Source organism: Streptomyces litchfieldiae (genome assembly GCF_031845365.1).
In the GTDB taxonomy this organism is placed as follows: domain Bacteria; phylum Actinomycetota; class Actinomycetes; order Streptomycetales; family Streptomycetaceae; genus Streptomyces; species Streptomyces litchfieldiae.
The window spans coordinates 36,126-55,837 of sequence record NZ_JAVREL010000029.1; the positions used below are offsets into that span (position 1 = coordinate 36,126).

The 19,712-nt window shown below is 72.3% G+C and carries 19 protein-coding genes; 8 read left to right on the forward strand and 11 right to left on the reverse strand.

Features of this window, described 5'->3' with window-relative positions; all coding sequences use genetic code 11:
* The first annotated feature begins 17 nt into the window (after positions 1 to 17).
* Both sdhA and RM590_RS32410 read left to right on the forward strand, forming a co-directional pair.
* Entirely contained in the window at positions 18 to 1,772 is a 1,755-nt protein-coding gene (gene sdhA / locus RM590_RS32405) for a succinate dehydrogenase flavoprotein subunit (protein ID WP_311708368.1), read from the forward strand.
* Complete coding sequence (locus RM590_RS32410; RefSeq protein WP_311708369.1) at positions 1,772 to 2,545, forward strand: succinate dehydrogenase iron-sulfur subunit; 774 nt, start codon at positions 1,772 to 1,774, stop codon at positions 2,543 to 2,545. The genes sdhA and RM590_RS32410 overlap by 1 nt, the downstream gene beginning before the upstream one ends.
* Here the strand turns inward: RM590_RS32410 and RM590_RS32415 are convergent.
* On the reverse strand, positions 2,529 to 3,302 hold the full coding sequence (locus RM590_RS32415) for an SAM-dependent methyltransferase (protein ID WP_311708370.1): 774 nt from the start codon (positions 3,300 to 3,302) through the stop codon (positions 2,529 to 2,531). The genes RM590_RS32410 and RM590_RS32415 overlap by 17 nt on opposite strands.
* Positions 3,303 to 3,372: 70 nt before the next feature.
* On the opposite strand from RM590_RS32415, the gene RM590_RS32420 reads away from it, so the two are divergent.
* Entirely contained in the window at positions 3,373 to 4,740 is a 1,368-nt protein-coding gene (locus tag RM590_RS32420; RefSeq protein ID WP_311708371.1) for an FAD-binding oxidoreductase, read from the forward strand.
* 126 nt (positions 4,741 to 4,866) lie between these two features.
* Here RM590_RS32420 and RM590_RS32425 read toward each other — a convergent pair whose 3' ends face one another.
* The 4 genes from RM590_RS32425 to RM590_RS32440 form a co-directional block, all read right to left on the reverse strand.
* Positions 4,867 to 5,682: a hypothetical protein gene (locus tag RM590_RS32425; RefSeq protein ID WP_311708372.1), complete on the reverse strand. Its 816-nt coding sequence runs from the start codon at positions 5,680 to 5,682 to the stop codon at positions 4,867 to 4,869.
* A 21-nt stretch (positions 5,683 to 5,703) separates the two neighbouring features.
* Complete coding sequence (locus RM590_RS32430; RefSeq protein ID WP_311708373.1) at positions 5,704 to 7,317, reverse strand: ABC transporter substrate-binding protein; 1,614 nt, start codon at positions 7,315 to 7,317, stop codon at positions 5,704 to 5,706.
* Between the two features lie 135 nt (positions 7,318 to 7,452).
* Positions 7,453 to 7,749, reverse strand: a complete 297-nt coding sequence (locus RM590_RS32435; protein WP_311708374.1) for a carboxypeptidase-like regulatory domain-containing protein — start codon at positions 7,747 to 7,749, stop codon at positions 7,453 to 7,455.
* 156 nt (positions 7,750 to 7,905) lie between these two features.
* Complete coding sequence (locus RM590_RS32440) at positions 7,906 to 9,225, reverse strand: metallophosphoesterase (protein ID WP_311708375.1); 1,320 nt, start codon at positions 9,223 to 9,225, stop codon at positions 7,906 to 7,908.
* Between the two features lie 156 nt (positions 9,226 to 9,381).
* Between RM590_RS32440 and RM590_RS32445 the strand changes: the two genes are divergently transcribed.
* The gene (locus tag RM590_RS32445; RefSeq protein ID WP_311708376.1) at positions 9,382 to 10,620 is read left to right on the forward strand and encodes a D-alanyl-D-alanine carboxypeptidase family protein; all 1,239 of its coding nucleotides are present in this window, start codon (positions 9,382 to 9,384) and stop codon (positions 10,618 to 10,620) included.
* 38 nt (positions 10,621 to 10,658) lie between these two features.
* Here the strand turns inward: RM590_RS32445 and RM590_RS32450 are convergent, their stop codons facing one another.
* Positions 10,659 to 11,237, reverse strand: a complete 579-nt coding sequence (locus RM590_RS32450; RefSeq protein WP_311708377.1) for a 2'-5' RNA ligase family protein — start codon at positions 11,235 to 11,237, stop codon at positions 10,659 to 10,661.
* Positions 11,238 to 11,299: 62 nt separating this feature from the next.
* The gene (gene trpS, locus RM590_RS32455; RefSeq protein WP_311708378.1) at positions 11,300 to 12,316 is read right to left on the reverse strand and encodes a tryptophan--tRNA ligase; all 1,017 of its coding nucleotides are present in this window, start codon (positions 12,314 to 12,316) and stop codon (positions 11,300 to 11,302) included.
* 215 nt (positions 12,317 to 12,531) lie between these two features.
* On the opposite strand from trpS, the gene RM590_RS32460 reads away from it, so the two are divergent.
* Positions 12,532 to 13,521 (forward strand): malate dehydrogenase, encoded by a 990-nt coding sequence (locus RM590_RS32460; protein ID WP_311708379.1) that lies wholly within the window; start codon positions 12,532 to 12,534, stop codon positions 13,519 to 13,521.
* 85 nt (positions 13,522 to 13,606) lie between these two features.
* Complete coding sequence (locus RM590_RS32465) at positions 13,607 to 14,488, forward strand: glycine betaine ABC transporter substrate-binding protein (RefSeq protein ID WP_311708415.1); 882 nt, start codon at positions 13,607 to 13,609, stop codon at positions 14,486 to 14,488.
* Positions 14,489 to 14,755: 267 nt separating this feature from the next.
* Here the strand turns inward: RM590_RS32465 and RM590_RS32470 are convergent, their stop codons facing one another.
* Positions 14,756 to 15,175, reverse strand: a complete 420-nt coding sequence (locus RM590_RS32470; RefSeq protein WP_311708380.1) for a DUF3017 domain-containing protein — start codon at positions 15,173 to 15,175, stop codon at positions 14,756 to 14,758.
* A 17-nt stretch (positions 15,176 to 15,192) separates the two neighbouring features.
* Positions 15,193 to 16,050, reverse strand: a complete 858-nt coding sequence (locus tag RM590_RS32475) for a bifunctional methylenetetrahydrofolate dehydrogenase/methenyltetrahydrofolate cyclohydrolase (RefSeq protein ID WP_311708381.1) — start codon at positions 16,048 to 16,050, stop codon at positions 15,193 to 15,195.
* 275 nt (positions 16,051 to 16,325) lie between these two features.
* Between RM590_RS32475 and RM590_RS32480 the strand changes: the two genes are divergently transcribed.
* A complete protein-coding gene (locus RM590_RS32480) occupies positions 16,326 to 16,988 on the forward strand; it encodes a DUF4234 domain-containing protein (protein WP_311708382.1) in 663 nt (220 codons plus the stop codon).
* Positions 16,989 to 17,124: 136 nt separating this feature from the next.
* Positions 17,125 to 17,376: a hypothetical protein gene (locus RM590_RS32485; protein ID WP_311708383.1), complete on the forward strand. Its 252-nt coding sequence runs from the start codon at positions 17,125 to 17,127 to the stop codon at positions 17,374 to 17,376.
* 27 nt (positions 17,377 to 17,403) lie between these two features.
* On the opposite strand, the gene purH is transcribed toward RM590_RS32485, so the two are convergent.
* Both purH and purN read right to left on the reverse strand, forming a co-directional pair.
* Positions 17,404 to 18,975 carry a bifunctional phosphoribosylaminoimidazolecarboxamide formyltransferase/IMP cyclohydrolase gene (purH, locus tag RM590_RS32490; protein ID WP_311708384.1) on the reverse strand — a complete coding sequence of 524 codons (1,572 nt, stop codon included), beginning with the start codon at positions 18,973 to 18,975 and terminating at the stop codon, positions 17,404 to 17,406.
* Entirely contained in the window at positions 18,972 to 19,607 is a 636-nt protein-coding gene (gene purN / locus RM590_RS32495; protein ID WP_311708385.1) for a phosphoribosylglycinamide formyltransferase, read from the reverse strand. The genes purH and purN overlap by 4 nt, the downstream gene beginning before the upstream one ends.
* Positions 19,608 to 19,712 lie beyond the last annotated feature (105 nt).

Sequence of the window (19,712 nt, forward strand, 5' to 3'; positions counted from 1 at the left end):
GGGGTTTGACGTAAGCCATGCAGATCCACAAGTACGACACCGTCATCGTCGGCGCCGGCGGTGCCGGCATGCGCGCGGCCATCGAGGCCACCAAGCGCAGCCGCACCGCGGTCCTGACGAAGCTGTACCCGACACGTTCCCACACGGGCGCCGCCCAGGGCGGCATGGCCGCCGCCCTCGCCAACGTCGAGGACGACAACTGGGAGTGGCACACCTTCGACACCGTCAAGGGCGGTGACTACCTCGTCGACCAGGACGCGGCCGAGATCCTGGCGAAGGAGGCCATCGACTCCGTCCTGGACCTGGAGAAGATGGGCCTGCCGTTCAACCGCACGCCCGAGGGCCGCATCGACCAGCGCCGCTTCGGCGGTCACAGCCGCAACCACGGCGAGGCCCCGGTGCGTCGCTCCTGCTACGCGGCCGACCGCACCGGGCACATGATCCTCCAGACGCTGTACCAGAACTGCGTCAAGGAGGGCGTGGAGTTCTTCAACGAGTTCTACGTCCTGGACCTGCTGCTGAACGAGGTGGACGGGGTCACCCGCACCGCCGGCGTCGTCGCCTACGAGCTGGCGACCGGCGAGTTGCACGTCTTCCAGGCCAAGGCCGTGGTCTTCGCCTCCGGCGGCAACGGCAAGTTCTACAAGGTGACCTCGAACGCGCACACCCTGACCGGCGACGGCCAGGCGGCGGCGTTCCGGCGCGGACTGCCGCTGGAGGACATGGAGTTCTTCCAGTTCCACCCGACCGGCATCTGGAAGATGGGCATCCTGCTCACGGAGGGCGCCCGCGGCGAGGGCGGCATCCTGCGCAACAAGGACGGCGAGCGCTTCATGGAGAAGTACGCGCCGGTGATGAAGGACCTCGCCTCCCGCGACGTGGTCTCCCGCTCCATCTACACCGAGATCCGCGAGGGCCGCGGCTGCGGCCCCGACGGCGACCACGTCTACCTGGACCTGACCCACCTGCCGCCGGAGCAGTTGGACGCCAAGCTCCCGGACATCACCGAGTTCGCCCGCACCTACCTGGGCATCGAGCCGTACACCGACCCGATCCCGATCCAGCCGACCGCGCACTACGCGATGGGCGGCATTCCGACCAACGTGCGCGGCGAGGTGCTGAGCAACAACACCGACGTGGTGCCCGGCCTGTACGCGGCCGGCGAGGTCGCCTGCGTGTCCGTGCACGGCGCCAACCGGCTCGGCACCAACTCGCTGCTGGACATCAACGTCTTCGGCCGCCGCGCCGGCATCGCCGCCGCCGAGTACGCGGCCACCGCCGACTTCGTCGAACTCCCGGAGAACCCCGAGAAGTTCGTGGCCGACGAGGTCGAGCGGATGCGCGACGCCACCGGCAACGAGCGGGTGACCGAGATCCGCAAGGCGCTCCAGGAGACCATGGACAAGAACGCCATGGTGTTCCGCACCGAGCAGACCCTCAAGGAGGCCCTGGAGGACATCACGGCGCTGCGCGAGCGGTACCGGAACGTGTCCGTCCAGGACAAGGGCAAGCGCTTCAACACGGACCTGCTGGAGGCCCTGGAGCTGGGCAACCTGCTCGAACTGGCCGAGGTGCTGGTCGTGTCGGCCCTGGCCCGCAAGGAGTCCCGCGGCGGGCACTACCGCGAGGACTACCCCACCCGCGACGACGTCAACTTCATGCGCCACACGATGGCCTACCGCGAGGTGGACGCCGACGGGAACCAGTCGATCCGGCTGGACTACAAGCCGGTGGTCCAGACCCGCTACCAGCCGACGGAGCGTAAGTACTGATGGGAACCGGCACGTTGGAGAAGAGCGAGGCCGCCGAGGTCGACTACCGGGTGGCGGTGACCTTCCGCATCCGCCGGTTCAACCCGGAGGTGTCGGCCGAGGCCACCTGGCAGGACTTCGAGCTCCGGATCGACCCCAAGGAGCGGGTCCTGGACGCGCTCCACCAGATCAAGTGGGAGATCGACGGCACGCTGACGTTCCGCCGCTCCTGCGCGCACGGCATCTGCGGCTCGGACGCGATGCGGATCAACGGCAAGAACCGGCTGGCCTGCAAGACCCTGATCAAGGACATCGCCGAGATCAAGAACGGCGTGGGCAGCAAGGCGATCGTCGTCGAGCCGATAAAGGGCATGACGGTCCAGAAGGACCTGGTCGTCGACATGGAGCCGTTCTTCCAGGCGTACCGGGACGTGATGCCGTTCCTCATCACCACGGGGAACGAGCCCACGCGCGAGCGCCGGCAGAGCCCGGAGGACCGGGCGCGGTTCGACGACACGACCAAGTGCATCCTGTGCGCCGCCTGCACCTCGTCCTGCCCGGTGTTCTGGAGCGACGGGCAGTACTTCGGCCCGGCGGCCATCGTCAACGCCCACCGCTTCATCTTCGACTCGCGCGACGAGGGCGGCGAGGAGCGGCTGGAGATTTTGAACGACCGGGACGGCGTGTGGCGTTGCCGCACCGTCTTCAACTGCACGGACGCCTGCCCGCGCGGCATCGAGGTCACCAAGGCGATCCAGGAGGTCAAGCAGGCGCTGATCACCCGCCGGTTCTGACCGGCGGACAGGTGGCGCGCAGCACCAGGGTCACGAAGCCGAGGACGCCGCGGTAGCCGCGCAGCCAGCCCGCGCGGTGCGCCGCGGCCGTCTCGGCGGCCGCGGCGGCGTCGGGGTGGTCCGGGTGGTCCAGGGCCCAGCGCGCGAGGTTCCCCGTCCAGCGCCACTCGTAGTCGTCCCACTCGCCGGGCGTGGAGACGTGCCCGTACACCGGCTCCCAGCCGGCCGCGACAACGCGTTCCACCGTCGTCGCCAGGTCACCGTAGTCCTCCCGGGCCGCCTCCAGCGCGGCCAGCGCGGCCGGGTCCGGGTCGCGTTCCCAGAAACCCTCCCCCACCACCACGCAGCCGCCGGGCGCCAGCGGGGCACGCGCCGCGGCCAGGGTCGGCAGCAGGCCGCCGAACGCGTGGGTCGCGCCGACGCACAGCACGGCGTCGAACGGCTCGTCCCAGGTCAGGCCGGTGGCGGACGCCTCGCGCAGTTCCAGGCGGTCGGCCACGCCGAGCCGGGCGGCCTCCTCGGCGGCCCAGGCCAGCGCGGCACCGTTGACGTCGACCCCGACGGCCCGCGCCCCCGGCCGGGCGGTCAGCGCCCGCAGCGGCCAGACGGCCTGCCCGCAGCCGAGGTCGAGCAGCCGCCCGGCGTCCGGGCGGTGGGCGAGCGCGGCGTCCAGCACGTCGGCGAGCGCGGCCTCGGTCAGCGGCCCGGCGATGGGGTGGCCGGCGTGGGTGATGAGATGGCGGGCGTACGAGTCCATCGGGCGACCGTGGCACGGCGGCCCGTTCCCCGCCATGGGTTTTTGGCGCGCGAGGTGACAGGCTGCCGTTATGAGCGCTCTTGTCACCCGGCTGCGTGAGGGACTGCCCGGCGAGGCGGTCCTGACCGATCCCGATGTCACCGCCTCCTACGCCCACGACATGGCCAGCTTCTGTCCCGCCGGAACGCCCGCGGTCGTCGTGCTGCCGCGCACCGTCGAACAGGTGCGGCACGTGCTGCGCACGGCGAGCGAGCTGCGGGTGCCGGTGGTCCCGCAGGGCGCCCGGACCGGGCTGTCCGGCGCGGCCAACGCGGTGGACGGCTGCGTGGTGCTCTCCCTGGTCCGGATGGACCGCATCCTGGAGATCGACCCGGTCAACCGCGTCGCCGTGGTGGAGCCGGGCGTCGTCAACGCCGACCTGTCCAAGGCGGTGGCCGCGCACGGCCTGGCCTACCCGCCGGATCCCTCCAGTTGGGAGCAGTGCACGATCGGCGGCAACATCGGCACCGGCTCCGGCGGCCTGTGCTGCGTCAAGTACGGGGTGACCGCCGAATATGTGCTGGGCCTCGACGTGGTGCTGGCCGACGGGCGGCTGCTGAGCACCGGCCGCCGCACCGCCAAGGGCGTGGCCGGCTACGACCTGACCCGGTTGTTCGTGGGCTCCGAGGGCACGCTGGGCGTGGTGGTGCGGGCGGTGCTGGCGCTCAAGCCGGCGCCGCCGCGGCAGTTGGTGCTGGCCGCGGAGTTCGGCTCGGCGGGCGCGGCGGGCGCGGCGGTGGCCCGGGTCATGGCGGCCGGGCACACCCCGTCGCTGCTGGAGCTGATGGACGCCACCACGATCGCCGCGGTCAACCGGCTGACGAAGATGGGTCTGCCGGAGACCACCCAGGCGCTGCTGCTCGCCGCGTTCGACACCGCCGACCCGGCCGCCGACCTGGCCGCGGTGGGCGAGCTGTGCCGGGCCGCGGGCGCCACCGAGGTGGTCCCGGCCGACGACGAGGCCGAGTCGGAGATGCTGCTGGCCGCCCGCCGCGCCGCGTTGCCCGCGCTGGAGGCGGTGAAGGGCACGACGATGATCGACGACGTGTGCGTGCCGCGCAGCAGGCTGGCCGACATGCTGGACGGCGTGGCCCGGATCGCCGAGGCGCACGGGCTCACCATCGGCGTGTGCGCGCACGCGGGCGACGGCAACACCCACCCCACGGTGTGCTTCGACGCCTCCGACGAGGACGAGACGCGGCGCGCGCGGGCCTCGTTCGACGAGATCATGGCCCTGGGCTTGGAGTTGGGCGGCACGATCACCGGCGAGCACGGCGTGGGCGTGCTGAAACGGGACTGGCTGGCCCGCGAACTGGGCCCGGTCGGCCTGGAGTTGCAACGGTCCATCCGCCGGACGTTCGACCCGCTGGGGATTCTTAATCCGGGAAAGGTGCTTTAGGCTCCGCCGGATACGCGGTGAGGGTGGAGACGCGAGTCACGAAGCTGCGGGCCGTCCCGTGGCTGGTCGCGCCCACGCGGCGGAGCCGCCAAGGGTCCCAGCCCCGCGCCCCTTAACGGGCCCCCGTTACGACTTCTCGGGACGCGGGGTGCACAGGTCGTCGAGCAGGCGGTGGCGCACGTCCTCGGGGGTGCGGGTCAGTTCGGGAACGGCGTCGGTGTGCCAGTCGTCCGCGACGCGGGCCAGGGCCTGGCCGAGGCCCTTGTGCAGCATCCGCCGGGTCACCAGCAGCGGGACGGCCGCGACCGGGCGGGCCAGGCCGCGGCCCCGGACGGTGGTGACGACCTCCAGCCGCCAGGTGCCCTCCGGGCCCGGGCGCGGCGCGGCCGTGACGGCGGCGCGCAGTATCGGGTGCCGGATCCGCAGCGTCAGCGCGGGCCGGCCGGCGGCGCCCTCGGCGGCGGCGAACCAGCGCACCACGTCGAGCTCGCCGGTGAGCGCGAACCAGCGCAGCCGGCGGCGCCGCCCGTCCGGCCGGGTCAGCGCCCCGTTCACCTTCAGCTCGACGCGTTCCAGGGGGGCCGCGCCGCGCAGCCACAGGGCGAACGTCATGCGCGCGCTGGCCGTTCGCCCCGTGTCGGGGAACACGTGCGCGGGCTCGGTGACATCGATCCGCAGGCCCGTCTCCCGTTCCCGGTCCCAGGACAGCAGCTCGGCCTCGACGGACTGCCCGTCCAGGCTCGTGACGCCGTACCGGGCGCCCGGTTCCAGGTGTTCCCCGGACCGCAGGTCGACGTCGACGACGCGCCGGCCGTCCTCGGCGACGAGCGCGCCGTTCTCCGCGTGCAGGCCCTCCAGCACCTCCCGCGCCACGCCGACGAAGCGGTCGAGGTCGGCGCGGGCGACGGAGGTGAGGGTGATCGTGTGCCGTAGGCGTGCCATGCCCGCATCCTGCCGTAAGGATCAGATCCGGCGCAGCTCCCACAGGCGCCACACGCCGCTGCTGCTCGACAGGTGCTGGATGCCGGTGATCTCCGGGTCGCTGATGATGATGCGCTTGTCCTGCCAGATCGGGATGAGCGGCGCGGTCTCGCTGGCCTCGTCGTGGATGATCCGGTAGTCCTCGGCGGCCCGGCCGCGGTCGGGCTCCGCCTGCGCGGCGGCGATCCGCTGGTCGATGCTGTGGCTGCTGAAGCCGGTGTTGAGGCCGTCGCCCGGGCCGAGCAGTTCGTCGGTGAACGTGGCCGGGTCCGGGTAGTCCGCGCGCCAGCCGACCAGGTAGGCGTCGTAGGGGTGCGATCCGTAGAGCGTGGGCACGAACTCGGACCAGTCGTAGTACGTGATCTCCACGTCGAACAGCCCGTCCGCCTCGAGCTGCTGCTCGATCAGCTCGGCCTCGGCGTGGTTGGCCGCGCCGCGCGAGTACGCCAGGTTGAAGCTGACCGGCAGCTCGTGCCCGGCGTCCTCCAGCTCCTGGCGCAGGCTCTCGGCGTCGGTGTCGCGGTACTGGTCGTAGTAGGGCGTGCCGTGGCCGGTGAAGCCGACCGGGATCAGCGAGTAGAGCGCCTCGACCGTGTCCTGCTGCACATGGCGGGTGACGGCCTCCCGGTCCAGCATCGCGGCGGCGGCGTGGCGCAGGGCGCCGTCCGCCATGGGCGCGCCCTCGCGGGTGTTGAAGCCCAGCACGCGGATCGACGCGCCGGAGGACTCGGCGAAGCGGTAGTCGGGGTCGCTCGGGTTGAGCTCGGCCATGACCTCGGGCGGCATCTTGCCGTCGTTGACGTCGATCTCGCCGGCCTCCCACGCGTCAGCGAGGAGCTGTTCGGCGGGGGTGCCGTCCTCGGCCTGGGTGAAGTACCGGACGGTGATGGGGAGTTCCGGCACCTCGTTCGCGCCGACGTAGTCCGGGTTGGGCTCCAGCTCGGCGTACTCGTAGGGCTCGTAGGCGGTGAGGACATACGGGCCGGAGCCCACGGCCTTGCCGTCGTCGCGCGGCTCGTCCTCCTCGTAGCTCTCCCGGTCCACGATGGCGCCGGCGCTGCCCGCGACGATGAACGGGAAGGTGGCGTCGGGCTGGTTGAGCTCGAAGATGATGTCCCGGCCGTCGGTCCGCACCGCCTCCAGGGTGGCCAGCAGGCTGGAGGGCCCGGCGTGGGTGAACTTCTCGTCCTCCGGGATGCTGTCGTCCTCCTCCTCGCGCGCGGCGCGGTCGGCCATGGCGAGGATCCGGTCGTAGGAGAACTTGACGTCCTCCGGGGTGACCTCCCGGCCGCTGCTGAACGTCAGGCCCTCCCGGAGCGTGCAGCGGTAGACGGTGAGCTGGTTGTCGGTGAACTCGCACGACTCCGCGGCGTCCGGGACCGGCTGCTCCCGGCCCGACTCGAAGGTGAGCAGGGACTGGAAGACGTTGCTCATCAGCATCGCCGCGCCGGCGTCGTAGGCGCCGCCCGGATCGACCATGCTCGGGGTGGAGGTGCTGCCCACGACGATGGGGGTCTTGTCCCCCTCATCCGACCGGAAGAACATCCAGCCGCCCACCGCACCGACGGCCAGCACAACCGTCAGCCCGATACCCATGACCGCTCTGGCCCGGATTCGTCGCACTCCCCGCGCCCTTCCTCGGAAGACAGCTCACCGGGGGTCAGCCAACCACAGCGGCATAGACCACGCATCAGCCGGGGGGCAACGGACAGGCCACAACTCGGCGCGTGATCAGTCCGTTACGGCTCCTGGCACGTCGATCCGGAACTCCACCTCCACCGGGCGGCCGTCCAGCCGCACCGTCACGCTCTGGCTGCCGAGCTGCGGGGAGAAGGCGGCCAGCAGGTAGTCCCCGTTCGTCGGGGCGATCACCGTGAAGCCGCCGTCCTCCGCGCTGCGTGTCTTGACCAGATGCCGTCCACCGCCCACCCCGGACAGGGTCACCACGGCACGCGGCAGCGCGACTCCGAGGGAGTCTCGCACCCGGCCCCGGATGATGAGGGCCTCCGCCCCGGCCTCGTCCGCCATGCCCCACGCTCCTCGCGCCGCGTTCTGTTTCCGTCACGCTGTCAGTTCGTTCCCGTGTCGTTATCTATGACACCAGCGTGGCGCGAATAGTTGACTCGGAGGACAGCTTGAGACGAAAACCGGACAATCGCACGTTCTTTCTGTGCGGAGCCTGTACTACGCCTGTCCGGAGGCGAGTTCGATGACGGTGATGTCCGGGTCCGCGCCGACACGGACCGGCGGTCCCCAGGCGCCCGCGCCGCGGCTGACGTAGAGCTGCGTGTCGCCGTAGCGCTCCAGTCCGGCGAGGGTCGGGTTGGCCAGCCCTGCGATGTAGGTCATGGGCCACATCTGGCCGCCGTGGGTGTGGCCGGAGACCTGGAGGTCCACCCCGTAGTCCACCGCCTCGTGGATCTGCACCGGCTGATGGGCCATGAGAACGGTCGCCCGCTGCGGGTCCCGGTCGCCGAGCGCCGCCTCGTAGTCGGGGCCGCCGAAGTCGGTGCCCTCGCCGTCCTCGTCGTTGACGCCGGCCAGGTCGAAGTGGGCCAGCTCCTCGCGGGCGTTCTCCAGCGGGACCAGGCCCAGCTCCCGGACGTGGTCCACCCAGGCGCGGGTGTCCACCATGTACTCGTGGTTGCCCGTCACGAAGTAGGCGCCGTCCCGGGACCGCAACTGGACCAGCGGCGCCGCGGCGGAGCGCAGGTCCTCGACCTCGGCGTCGACCAGGTCGCCCACCACGGTGATGAGGTCGGGCTGGGTGCGGTTGATCGCGTCCACGACGCGCTGGCAGTGGCCGCGGCCCATGACCGGCCCGAGGTGGATGTCGCTGACGACGGCGATGCGGTAGCCGTGCCCGGCGCGCGGCAGCTTGGCCAGCGGGATCGTGAGGTGCTTGGTGGTCAGGTTCCGCGCGGCGTAGGAGCCGTAGCCCAGCACGCCCGCGGTCACGACGCCGACGCCGGCGGCGATGCCCCGGGCCACGACGAGCCGGCGGGTGGGGTCGGCGGCGCCGTCCCCGTTCCCCTGCCCGGCGTCCGGCTGGGTCCCGGCCTCCGCCTCGCTCGGCGATTCGGCCTCGGCCTTGGATCCGGCCGCCGGCTCCGGGTCCGGCCCGGCGCCGCCCGCGTCCTGGGCGCCGGCCTTGGCCGGGACGGCCACCCGCCCGGCGTCGCCCGCCGGGGCGCGCCCGCCGAGGCGGCGCAGCAGGACGAAACGGACGGCCTCGGAGACGACGAGAGTGAGGATCAGATAGAGGATCGCGGCGAACCAGTAGTAGCCGGGCCAGGCGATGACCTCGAGCACCTCGAACGGAATGCCGATCTCCCGGCCGATCAGGGAGAGCAGCGACAGTAACGGCAGGACCACCAGCGCCCCGGTGGCCACCCGCCGGTACCAGCCGCCGGGCCGGGAGACGTCCCGCACGAGGCGCTTCCAGAAGTACCAGTGGATTCCGCCCAGCAGCAGGGCGAGCACAAGGGCGGCGCCGATGATCATGGAAGTCCTCTCTCGTCTGTGTTTTCAGTATGTGGGGGCGGCGTGTCCCCCGGTCGATCGGGGCCGGTCACCGGTTTGGGCCGCTCCGCTGGTCCCCGGCGGGGAGGCCAACGGTAAGTTCACGGTGTGCCGTTCAATCGCTCGTCCTCTCCCCGGATGACTGTTCGCGCCCTCGTGCTCGCGATAGTCACTCCCGCCCTGCTCACTCCCGCGGTCGCCGCCGGTGCCGACGACCCGCCCGCCACCATGTCCACGGTGGGCGGCGAGCTGCTGGGCCGGCCCGGCACCCAGGTGCACGCGGACGACGGTGTGCCGGAGCTGCCCGAAGACCTCACCGCCAAGTCGTGGATCGTCGCCGACGCGGAGAACGGCGAGGTGCTCGCGGCGCACAACGCCCACTGGCCGCTGCCGCCCGCGAGCACGATCAAGATGCTGTTCGCCGACACCGTGCTGCCCAAGTTCGACCGCGAGGACCTGTACCGGGCCCGCCCGGAGCACTTCGCCGACCTCGGCCCGGGCAGCAGCGCGGTGGGCATCGCCGACTTCCAGACGTACACGGTCGAGGACCTGTGGCACGGCGTGTTCCTCGCCTCCGGCAACGACGCGGTGTACGCCCTAACCGCCATGAACGGCGGCAAGGAGCAGACCGTCCGGGAGATGAACGAGCGCGCCGAGGAGTTGCAGGCCGGCGACACCCATGTGGTGAACCCGGACGGCTACGACGCCGAGGGCCAGGTGTCCTCCGCCTACGACCTGACCCTGATCGCCCGCTCCGGCATGCAGAACGCGGACTTCCGCGAGTACGCGGCCACCCCGCGCGCGGACTTCCCCGGGGAGGGCGAGGGCGAGGACCGGGAGACGTACGAGATCCAGAGCACCAACCGGCTGCTGGTGGGCGCCGCGGGCCTGGAGAGCTACGAGGGCATCGCCGGGGTCAAGAACGGCTACACGACCGCCGCCGGGTACACGTTCACCGGCGTGGCCGAGCGCGACGGCCGGGTCCTGCTGGTCACGGTCATGGCGCCGGAGGGCGACGGGCTCACCGTCTACCGGGAGACCGCCGCCCTGTTCGACTGGGGCTTCGAGGCGGCCGACACCGTGGAGCCGGTGGGCGAACTGGTGCCGCCGCTCAGCGAGCTGCCCGAGGAGCCGGCCGCGGATGGAGCGGGCGAGGACGCGGGCGACGACGGGCAGAACGCGGACGGCGACGAGCCGGTCAGCGGCGCCGGCGCGGCCGGGGAGGGCGGTTCCGCCAGCGGCCCGGCGGTGCTCGGGGTCACGGCCGGCGGTCTGGTGGTGCTGACGGCGGCGGCGTACGTGTTCCACCGCCGTCATCCGCTGCCGCTGCCGCTGACCCGGCAGACGCGTCGGCGCGAGGACGCTCCGGTGGAGTGACCGCGGACGGCTCGTAGCCACCGCGCCGGGCGCGGTGGCTACGCGGCCTCGGGCGTGGTGTGCCGTGCGGATGCGGGGCGGCGCTGCCGCGGGTAGCGCGCGAAGTGGAACTCGCGCCGGGGCTCCCACGCCCCGTCCGGGCCCTGCTCGTAGAGGGAGAACCCGGAGACCGTCCAGGCTGCCTCGTACTCCGCGAGCTCCTTCTGCGCGAGGTCCATCGCGTCCTCGGAGATGCCGTGCGCGACGGTCACATGCGGGTGGTAGGGGAACAGCAGCTCGCGGTCCAGCGGGCCGCCGCGCTCCCGGACCCGCTCCTGGAGCCAGCCGCACGCCGAACCGCCCTCGACGACCTGGACGAAGACGACCGGCGACAGCGGGCGGAACGTGCCCGTGCCGTACAGCCGCATGCGGAACGGCCGCGCCCCGGCCGCGATCGCCGCGAGGTGATTCTCGATCAGCGGCCGGGCCGACGCGGCCACGCCGGTGGGCGGCAGCAGGGTGACATGGGTGGGGATGCCGGCCGCGGCGGCGTCCCCGAAGTCCAGGCGGCAGCGCTGCAAGCGGCTGCCGTGCGGCTCCGGGACCGCGATCGACACGCCAAGCGTGACGGTCCCCACGTAACCCCTCTCCTGTCGGTGCTCGTCGGTGCTCGGTCCGGTCCCGCCGGACCCCGGCCGCGTCAGGGCCGTGCGGCGGGCAGGAAGCCCACCTTGTCGTACACGTCCGCCAGCGTCCCGGCGGCGACGGCGCGGGCCTTCTCCGCGCCGATGGCCAGGATGCGGTCCAGCTCGGCCGGGTCGTCCAGGTACTCCTGGGTCCGGGCGCGGAACGGCGACACCCAGTCCGAGAAGACCTCGGCCAGCTCCACCTTGAGCGGCCCGTAGAGCTGCCCGGTGAACTTCTCCTCCAGCTCCTGCACCCCGATGCCGGTCAGCGCCGCGTAGATGGTGAGCAGGTTGCTCAGCCCCGGCTTGTCCACGGGGTCGTACCTGATCACCGTGTCGGTGTCGGTGACCGCGCTGCGGAACTTCTTGGCGGACGTCTTCGGCTCGTCCATCAGCCACACGATGCCCTTGGGCGAGGAGGCGGACTTGCTCATCTTGACCGCCGGGTCCTGGAGGTCGTAGATCTTCGCCGCCTCCTTCAAGATGTACGCGCGGGGCACGGTCAGCGTCCCGTCGAACCGCCCGTTGAAGCGTTCGGCCAGATCCCGGGTCAGCTCGATGTGCTGCCGCTGGTCCTCGCCGACCGGCACCTCGTGGGCGTGGTAGAGCAGGATGTCCGCGGCCTGGAGCACCGGATACGTGAACAGGCCGACGGTCGTCGCCTCGGCGCCCTGCTTGGCGGACTTGTCCTTGAACTGGGTCATGCGGGACGCCTCGCCGAAGCCGGTGACGCAGTTCAGCACCCAGGCGAGCTGGGCGTGCTCGGGAACCTGGCTCTGCACGAACAGCGTGCAGCGGGTGGGGTCGAGACCGGCGCCGAGCAACTGGGCCGCGGCGAGCCGGGTCGCGTCGCGCAGCGCCTGCGGGTCCTGCGGGATCGTGATGGCGTGGAGGTCGACGATCGAGTAGAACGCGTCGTGCGTCTCCTGGAGCTCCACCCACTGGCGGACGGCACCGAGGTAGTTCCCCAGGTGGAAGGAGCCCGCCGTGGGCTGAATTCCCGAGAGCACGCGCAGACGTTCAGTGGCCATGCCACCCATTGTCTCAGGTCCCCCGTCGGTGTCAGCCAGTCCTTCCGGGGCTACTGTGGGGCCCAGGTATCTTGATGGCGAGATATCGAGATGCCCCGGATCCTGTGGCCGCGGCGCGGCGGAGTTCCGGGCCGCCACCCCGCCTTCGGGAGGGGGCGGCGGGCGCGGGATAATCTGGCCGCGACGCGGCCGTCATTGACATCGGAAGGCTCCACATGCCCCGCACACCCGTCACCGTCACCGTCACCGGCGCGGCCGGCCAGATCGGCTACGCCCTGCTCTTCCGCATCGCCTCCGGGCACCTTCTCGGACCGGACACCCCGGTCCGGCTGCGACTGCTGGAGATCACCCCCGCCCTGGCCGCCGCCGAGGGCACCGCCATGGAGCTGGACGACTGCGCCTTCCCGCTGCTGTCCGGCATCGACATCACCGACGACGCGAACACCGCCTTCGACGGCACCAGCATCGCGCTCCTCGTCGGCGCCCGCCCCCGCACCAAGGGCATGGAGCGCGGCGATCTGCTGGAGGCCAACGGCGGCATCTTCAAGCCGCAGGGCAAGGCCATCAACGACCACGCGGCGGACGACGTCAAGGTCCTCGTCGTGGGGAACCCGGCGAACACCAACGCGCTGATCGCCCAGGCCGCCGCCCCCGACGTGCCGGCCGAGCGCTTCACCGCCATGACGCGCCTGGACCACAACCGCGCGCTGTCCCAGCTCGCCAAGAAGACCGGCGCCCCGGTCGACGAGATCCGCCGGCTCACCATCTGGGGCAACCACTCGGCGACCCAGTACCCGGACATCTTCCACGCGGAGATCGCCGGGAAGAACGCCGCCGAGACCGTGGGCGACGAGAAGTGGCTGGCCGAGGAGTTCATCCCGACCGTCGCCAAGCGCGGCGCCGCCATCATCGAGGCGCGCGGCGCCTCCTCCGCCGCCTCCGCCGCGAACGCCGCCATCGACCACGTGCACACCTGGGTCACCGGCACCGCGGAGGGCGACTGGACCTCGATGGCCGTGCCGTCGGACGGCTCCTACGGCGTGCCCGAGGGCCTGATCTCCTCGTTCCCGGTGACCACCGCGGGCGGTTCGTACAGCATCGTCCAGGGCCTGGAGATCAACGAGTTCTCCCGGACCCGCATCGACGCCTCGGTGCGCGAGCTCACCGAGGAGCGCGAGGCGGTACGCGGGCTGGGTCTCATCTGAGACACTGCGGACGTACCCTCTGTGGCCCCACACACGCTGTCGGGGCCACACTGCGTCCGCCGCCACTCCTGAAGGAACCGTGACCATGCGCCTCTGTCATCCTCTCCTCGCCGGGGTGGGAGCCCTGTGCCTGGTCCCGATGAGCGCGTGCAGCCTGGCCGAGGGCATGGTGGCGGGCGACGAGCCGGAGCCGGTAGTCATCTCCATGCCGGCCTGGCCGGGCGGGCAGGCGAACGCGGCGGTGGCCGCCTACGTCCTGGAAAACGAGCTCGGCGTCCCGGTCCAGCGGATCGAGACCGACCAGGAGGACGCCTGGGACGGCCTGGGCAGCGGCTCGATACAGGCGATCCTGGAGGACTGGGGCGCGGTCCCGGACAAGACCGAGCTCTACGTCGAGCGCAAGGAGTATGTGGTGGACGCCGGCGGGCTCGGCATCACCGGGCACGTCGGCTGGTACATACCCCGGTCCTTCGCCGAGGAGCACCCCCAGGTGCTCGACTGGCACCACCTCAACGACTTCGCCGAGGTCCTCGGCGGGCGTCTCCTCCAGGCCGATCCGCAGTTCGCCACCCGCGACGAGGCCATCATCGAGGACCTGGGCCTCGACCTGCGGCCGGCGGCGGCAGGCAGCGAGGACGCGCTGGTCGAGCGGATATACCGCGCGGGCGCCGACGGCACCCCGCTGCTGACGTACTTCTGGCAGCCGCACTGGCTGTCCACCGAGGTCGAGCTCGCCGAGGTCGAGCTCCCCGGCTACTACCCGCGCATAGAGCTGCGGAAGTACCTCAACGCCGAGTTCGCCGAGGAGGGCGGCGAGGCCGCCGACTTCCTGCGGGACTTCTCCTGGTCCGAGGAGGACCAGAACGAGGTGGCCCAGCTCATCGCCCACGACGGGCTGACCCCCACCGCCGCCGCGGAGCGGTGGGTGACCGAGCACCCCGACACCGTCGCCGCCTGGCTCGACTGACCGCCGCCGCCCGGCTCGCCACGTTTCCAGTCGGACGGGTCTAGGGCCTGTATCGAGTTCCCGCCCGGGCCCGCGACGCCAGTCACGGCACCTCGCCGCTCCCCCAGACTCCGTCTGGGAGGTGCCCCCAGCCGAATCGCGCGAATACGGCCGGGTATGAGCTGCGATCCGGTGCCTTGCTGGGGGTACCTCCCAGGCCCCCAAGGGCCTGGGGGGGCACCGCGTCTGACGCCGCGGGCTGATCCGACCGGGAACTCGATACAGGCCCTAGTCGGACGAGAAGCGCAGCACGTCGTTGAGGAACGGGACCTCCAGCCAGGGCTTCGGCTCGGCCATCAGCGTCAGCAGGACGATCGCCGCGCCGAGCACCGCGTAGGTCACCACGTCCGTGAAGCGCGACCGCACCGCGAGCATCCCGACCGCGGGCAGCCAGGCGCGCAACGGCGCGCCCGCGAGCAGCCCGCCGCCCACCACGAGCAGTCCGATGCGGAAGTCGCCCAGGGTGATCAGCAGTCCGGTCAGGACCGTGCCGAGAACGACCAGGAACGGCCACTGCCGTATCGGGGCCGGGGCGTCGCCCCCGGCGCTGCGCTGGCCGCCCTCCGGCCGGGACGTGCCCCGGGTCGGGTACTTCTGCCGGGAGTCACCCCCGCGGCGCCTGCGCCGGGCCGTGCCGTTCGCACCCACTGGAACGCCGCTCCCCTTCACCCGTCGGCCGCGCGCTCGGCGGCCTCAACCACGTTCTGGAGGAGCATCGCGCGGGTCATCGGACCCACGCCGCCCGGGTTCGGCGAGAGCCAGCCGGCGACCTCGGCGACGCCCGGGTGGACGTCCCCCACGATCTTGCCGTGCTCGTCCCGGCTGACACCGACGTCCAGCACGGCCGCGCCCGGCTTGACGTCCTCGGGCTTGACCAGGTGCGGAACGCCCGCCGCGGCCACGATGACGTCGGCCTGCCGCAGGTGCGCGGCGATGTCCCGGGTACCGGTGTGGACCTGGGTCACGGTGGCGTTCTCGCTGCGGCGGGTGAGCAGCAGCGGGATGGAACGGCCGATGGTGACGCCGCGGCCGACGACCACCACGTGGGCGCCGTTCAGCTCGACGCCGTGGCGGCGCAGCAGCGCGATGACGCCGTTCGGCGTGCAGGGCAGCGGGGCGGGCTCGCCGAGCACCAGGCGGCCGAGGTTCGTGGGGTGCAGCCCGTCGGCGTCCTTGGCCGGCTCGATGGCCTCCAGCACGCGGTTGGCGTCGAGGCCGCGGGGCAGCGGAAGCTGCACCAGGTAGCCGGTGCAGGCCGGGTCCTCGTTCAGCTCGGCGACGGCCGCCTCGACCTCCTCCTGGGTGGCGGTCACCGGCAGTTCGCGCTGGATGGACGCGATGCCGACGGCCGCGCAGTCGCGATGCTTGCCGGCGACGTACTTCTGGCTGCCCACGTCGTCGCCGACCAGCAGCGTGCCCAGCCCCGGGGTGACGCCTCGCTGCTTGAGGGCGGCGACCCGGGCGGAGAGATCGGACTTGATCGCGGCTGCGGCGGCCTTGCCATCGAGAATCTCGGCGCTCATGCCCCCATCCTCCCGGATGGGACCCGCCGGCGACCAATCCGCCCCCGCCCCGGGCCCCGCGACATGTCTCAGCTTCGCCACAGTCCCCGGGATCCGGTGGACAGCCGGGACGGAATGACGATCAAATGACGGGCCGGGCCTCTTGGGGGAGCGCGGTATTTCGGCGCCTGCGCGGCGTTCCGCCCTGGCGCCCCGGTCGCTGCGCGCCGTCCGCGCCGACGGATCACGCGGCCGTTCCGGAACAATCGCATTGACATCGCGAGGAGCCCACAGACGTGAGCAACTACCAGACGCCTCCCGGCCCGCCGCCGCAAGGGCCGGTGCCTCCCGGCGGACAGCCGGGGCCGTACGCGCCGCAGGGCGGCGCCCCGCAGCCCGGACCCTACTCGCCGGGGGCGGTGCCGAACGCCCCCACCCAGTCGGCCAGTCCGTACCCGCCGCAGCAGCCGGCCCCGTACCCGCCGCAGCAGGCCGGCGGGCTGCCCGCGCCGTATCCGCAGCAGGCTCCGGTGCCGCCGGGCATGCCGGGCCAGCCGGTCGGCTTCGGCCAGGCGATGCCCACGCGCGGCCCGGGTGCGACCTGGGGCCTCGGGCTGATCACCCTGGGCATCTACTTCCTGGTGTGGTGGGCCAAGATCCAGCGGGAGCTGAACCAGTTCGACCCCCGGATCAGGGTCAACCCGGCGGCCAGCGTGCTGGCGATCTTCCCGGGCGCCTACCTGCTGATCCCGCCGTTCATGACGGCGTACAACACCGGCAAGCGGATCGCCGCCGCGCAGCGGGCCGCGGGCCTGCCGCCGACGTGCAGCCCGGCCCTGGGCGCGGTGCTGTACATCCTGCTGGCGACGCACGTCATCTACTACCAGGGCGAGATCAACAAGATCAACCAGCACTACCAGTCGCCGCCCGCGGGCACGCAGCTCCCGCTGGCCGTCTGAGCGCCTGCCGCCAACCCTTCGCCGCCGTCGTTCGCCGGGTCAACTCCGGTGCGCGACGGCGGCGTTCGGTTTGCGGTCGGGCACCGGGGGCTGATGGCGTTCCAGCGGAGGCCCAACTCCTGCTGGAATATCCGCCATGACCGAAAGATTCTCCGTCCTCACCGCGCCGCCCGGCGGCCTGATGACCAAGGAAGTCGGCGTTGTCACCGGTGAGCTGGAGCTGCACACCGATGCCGACGCCGACGGCGACCTGACCATGCGGATCCGCTACGCGGGCGCCGACGAGTGGTACACGGTGGACGGCGGCCCGTTCCGGCTGTTCGACCCGCGCGACCACGAGGTGCTGCACGAGGTCCTGGTCGCGCTGCTGCACCGCCCGCAGCCGTGACGCGCCGCGGGCCGGTGCTCAGTGCGCTCAGTGGAAGAAGTGCCGCGTCCCGGTGAGGTACATGGTGACCGAGGCGGCGCGCGCGGCCTCGATCACCGCCTCGTCCCGCACCGAACCGCCCGGCTGCACCACGGCCTTGACGCCCGCCTCGGTGAGCACCTCCAGCCCGTCCGGGAACGGGAAGAACGCGTCCGAGGCGGCGTACGACCCCGCCGCCCGCTCGGCACCCGCGCGCGCGACCGCGAGCCGGGCGGAGTCCACCCGGTTGACCTGGCCCATGCCGACGCCGACGGTGGCGCCGTCCCGGGCCAGCAGGATCGCGTTGGACTTGACCGCCCGGCAGGCGCGCCACGCGAAGGCCAGCTCGGCCAGCTCGCCCTCCGGCAGCGCCTCCCCGGCGACCAGCCGCCACTGGGCCGGGTCGTCGCCCGGCGCCTGGAGCCGGTCGGTGACCTGCACGAGCGTGCCGCCGTCGATGGGCCGGTACTCGGTGGCGGCGGTGGGCGGTTCGGGGCAGCGCAGCACCCGGATGTTCTTCTTGCGGGCCAGCACCTCGACGGCGCCGTCCTCGTAGCCGGGGGCCACGATGACCTCGGTGAAGATCTCCGCCACCTGCTCGGCCATGGCGACCGACACCGGCCGGTTGGCCGCGATCACGCCGCCGTAGGCGGACAGCGAGTCACAGGCGTGCGCCTTGCGGTGCGCCTCGGCGACGTCCGCGCCGACGGCGATCCCGCACGGGTTGCTGTGCTTGATGATCGCCACACACGGCAGCTCGTGGTCGTAGGCGGCCCGGCGGGCGGCCTCGGTGTCCACGTAGTTGTTGTACGACATCTCCTTGCCGTGCAGTTGCTCGGCCGCGGCCAGCCCGGTGCGGGTGCCGTCGCCGTAGAGCGCGGCGGCCTGGTGCGGGTTCTCCCCGTAGCGCAGCACGCGCTCCAGCGAGAACGACAGCCGCGCCTCGCCGACGAACAGCTCGCCCTCGGCCGGCTCCGCCGCCTCCCGCTGGGCGAACCAGGCGGCCACGGCGGTGTCGTAGGCCGCCGTGTGCGCGAACGCCTGGGCGGCCAGCCCGCGCCGCTCACCCAGCGTGAAGCCACCGCCCGCGGCGGCGGCCAGCACGTCGCCGTACCGCGCGGGGTCGGTGACCACGGCCACGGACGGGTGATTCTTGGCGGCGGCGCGCACCATGGACGGACCGCCGATGTCGATCTGCTCGACGCACTCGTCGGGCGTGGCACCGGACTCGACGGTGAGCTGGAACGGGTAGAGGTTGACCACGACCAGGTCGAACGGCTCGATCTCCAGCTCCGCCAACTGCTCGCGGTGGGCGGGCAGCCGCAGGTCGGCCAGGATGCCCGCGTGCACGCGCGGGTGCAGCGTCTTCACCCGGCCGTCCAGGCACTCGGGGAATCCGGTGAGCTCCTCGACGGCGGTGACCGGCACCCCGGCGGCGGCGATCCGCGCGGCCGTCGAGCCGGTGGACACGATCCGCACCCCGGCCGCGTGGAGACCGCCCGCCAGCTCCTCCAGCCCCGTCTTGTCGTAGACGCTGACCAGCGCGCGGCGGATGGGCCGCTTCGTCTCTTCCGCGGTCACGGGATAAACACCTTTCGTCCCTTGATGCTGTACCCGTCGCGGGCGAGGCGGCCCACGACGTCGACGAGGAGGCGCCGTTCCACCTGCTTGATGCGCTCGTGGAGCGTGCTCTCGTCGTCCTCCTCCCGGATGGGCACCGCCTCCTGGGCGATGACCGGACCGCTGTCCACACCGGCATCCACGAAATGGACGGTGCATCCGGTGACCTTCGCGCCGTAGTCGAGCGCGTCGCGCACCCCGTGCGCGCCGGGGAAGCTCGGCAGCAGCGCCGGGTGCGTGTTGAGGAACCGGCCGCCGAAGCGCGCGAGGAACGCGGGCCCGACGATCTTCATGAAGCCCGCGGAGACCACCAGGTCGGGCCGGTGGGCGGCGACCGCCTCGGCCAGCGCCTGGTCCCACTCCTGACGGGTGGCGAAGTCCCGCACCCGGCACACGAAGGTGGGCAGCCCGGCGCGCTCGGCGCGGCGCAGGCCCTCGATGTCCGCGCGGTCACCGCCGACGGCCACCACCTCGGCGCCGTAGGCCGGCCCCTGCCGGGCGATGGCGTCGAGCAGCGCCTGGAGATTGGTGCCCGAACCGGAGACGAGGACGACGACGCGCGCCGGAGACGTTCGCTCGGGGGCAGCAGCCACGATGGGGGTCTTTCTCTGGGGGGCTTCCCCGCAACGATACCGGCACGCATCCGTCCCCCTGTCCCGTGGTGCCGCCGGGCCAGGTACGGTCGATGGCACCGGCCG